The organism is Pseudomonas sp. HMWF021, assembly GCF_003061005.1.
Taxonomy (GTDB): Bacteria; Pseudomonadota; Gammaproteobacteria; order Pseudomonadales; family Pseudomonadaceae; genus Aquipseudomonas.
The window spans coordinates 31,183-33,620 of the sequence record NZ_QAIK01000101.1; the positions used below are offsets into that span (position 1 = coordinate 31,183).

Sequence of the window (2,438 nt, forward strand, 5' to 3'; positions counted from 1 at the left end):
GGATCCCGGCGCGGATCAGCCAGCCGGCGAGGATGAACGGCGCGGTCAGCGTCGCCAGGCCAAGGGCAGCAAACAGCGGCGTGACCAGCAGCGCAAGGACGATGCCCACCAGCGGCAGCCACGGTTGCTGGCGCTGCGCACTGAAGGCGAGGGCGGCGAGCACCGCGTTGTAACTGCCCAGCCCCAGCAGCGCAGCAGCGGTTTCGTGGTGCAGCAGACTGGATGCGAGACCGATGGCCGACGCCAGCAATGCCCAGCAGAACGCCCGGCGATCAGCGACCAACAGGCCGATGCCGATCAACGCACCGGCCAGCGGATGACCGAGGAACATCACTTGGCCCAACCCACGCAGTTCAGCGGCGAGCAGGTTCAGCGTGTTCATCTCGATGTGCGCCATCGGCGCGGACGGTTCGGCGAACAGCAGTAGGATCCAGCTGATGGCCACGAACGGCGAGGTGTAGGCCGGTATCGATCGACTGCGATACACACGCTTGAGCCACTGTTGAGTGACCATCGCACTGAGGCCGCCGGCCGCCAGAATCAGCGGCGGCAGCATCGGCGACCAAGGGAAATACAGGCTCAACAACAGGCCGAGCAGCACGCCGTTGTAACTGAACAATCCGGCCTGACGATCCGCCTTGGCATAGTTGCGCCGTTGCGCGGTGAGCAATCCGGCAACCGCACCGAGCAACGCACCGGCAAACAGCACCGGTGCGGTAAGCAGGATCGCCAGCAGGCACAACAGGCCGCACAGCGGATGGCGCTGGAGGAATATCTGACTGAAACCGTTGAGCAAAGCCTCGGCCCAGTCGGGGCAGTGGGTGTTGAAATGATTGGCAGGCATGTTGAAAAAATCTGGGCAGTGGGACAATCAAAGGGTCTTGCATAAATGTGGTGAGGGGATTCATCCCCGATGGCTGCGAAGCAGCCCCAAATCGGCGAATGCGGTTTTTCTGTGAAAACCGTCACTCTCTTGGAAGCGATGACTGCTGCGCAGTCAATCGGGGATGAATCCCCTCACCACAGGGTTCAGTCGCAATCTTTAGATCAATGTTTCGATCCGCAGCGAATTAGTCGACCCCGGCTGCCCGAACGGCACACCGGCGGTGATCAGCAACGTATCGCCGCGCTCGGCCATGCCTTGAGCCTGGGCGATTTCCAGCGCCGTCGAACACACTTCATCGACCTGACGCAGGCGATCGTTGACCACCGAGTGAATGCCCCACGCCACGCTCAAGCGGCGCGCGGTCTGCAGGTTCGGCGTCAGGTTGAGGATCGGCGCTTTCGGTCGCTCTCGTGCCGCACGCAACGTCGAAGCGCCCGACTCGCTGTAGTTGACCAGCACCGCCACCGGCAGCACGTTGCTGATGCGGCGGATCGCGCAGCTGATCGCATCGGAAACCGTCGCCTCGGCTTTCGGTCGGCTGACGTCGAGCTGGGTCTGATAGTCCGGACCGTTTTCCACCTGACGGATGATCTTGCTCATCATCTGCACCGCTTCCAGCGGGTACTCGCCGGAGGCGGTTTCGGCCGAGAGCATCACCGCATCTGCGCCTTCAGCCACAGCGTTGGCTACGTCGGTAACTTCGGCGCGAGTCGGGGCCGGGGAGAAGCGCATCGACTCGAGCATCTGCGTCGCCACCACCACCGGTTTACCCAGTTCGCGGCAGGTGCTGATGATGTTCTTCTGGATTTGCGGCACGCTTTCTGCGGGCACTTCCACGCCGAGATCGCCGCGAGCGACCATGATCGCGTCACTCAGCTCGGCGATTTCGCGCAGTTGTTCAACCGCTGACGGCTTCTCGATTTTCGCCATCAGGAAGGCTTTGTCGCCGATCAGTTCGCGGGCTTCGAGAATGTCTTGCGGACGCTGCACGAACGACAGCGCCACCCAGTCCACCCCCAGCTCCAGGCCGAAGCTCAGGTCGCGGCGATCCTTGGCGGTCAGCGGGCTCAGGTCGAGTACCGCTTGCGGCACGTTCACGCCTTTACGGTCCGACAGTTCGCCACCATTGAGCACGGTGGTGTCGATCGCGTCAGAGTATTTGCTGACCACGCGCAGGCGCAGTTTGCCGTCATCCAGCAGCAAATCCATCCCGGCTTCCAGCGCCGCGATAATCTCCGGATGCGGCAGGTTCACCCGGCGTTCGTCACCCGGTGTCGCATCCAGATCGAGGCGGAAGGCCTGACCGCGATGCAGCTGCACCTTGCCGTCGGCGAACTTGCCGACGCGCAGTTTCGGCCCCTGCAAGTCCATCAGAATACCCAGCGGATAGTTGAGCTGGCGCTCGACTTCGCGGATCCACTGATAGCGCTTGGCGTGGTCGGCGTGATCGCCGTGGCTGAAGTTCAGGCGAAAGATGTTGACCCCGGCCTCGACCAGTTCACGGATGTCTTCGATGCCATCGACGGCAGGCCCGAGGGTGGCGAGGATTTTG

At 62.6% G+C, this 2,438-nt stretch carries 2 protein-coding genes; both read right to left on the reverse strand.

Features of this window, described 5'->3' with window-relative positions; all coding sequences use genetic code 11:
• Window positions 1-844: urea transporter (locus tag DBR18_RS13495; protein ID WP_108590676.1), on the reverse strand; the 844-nt coding region annotated here is incomplete at its 3' end.
• 198 nt (window positions 845-1,042) lie between these two features.
• On the reverse strand, window positions 1,043-2,438 hold a 1,396-nt coding region (gene pyk, locus DBR18_RS13500), incomplete at its 5' end, for a pyruvate kinase (protein WP_108590674.1).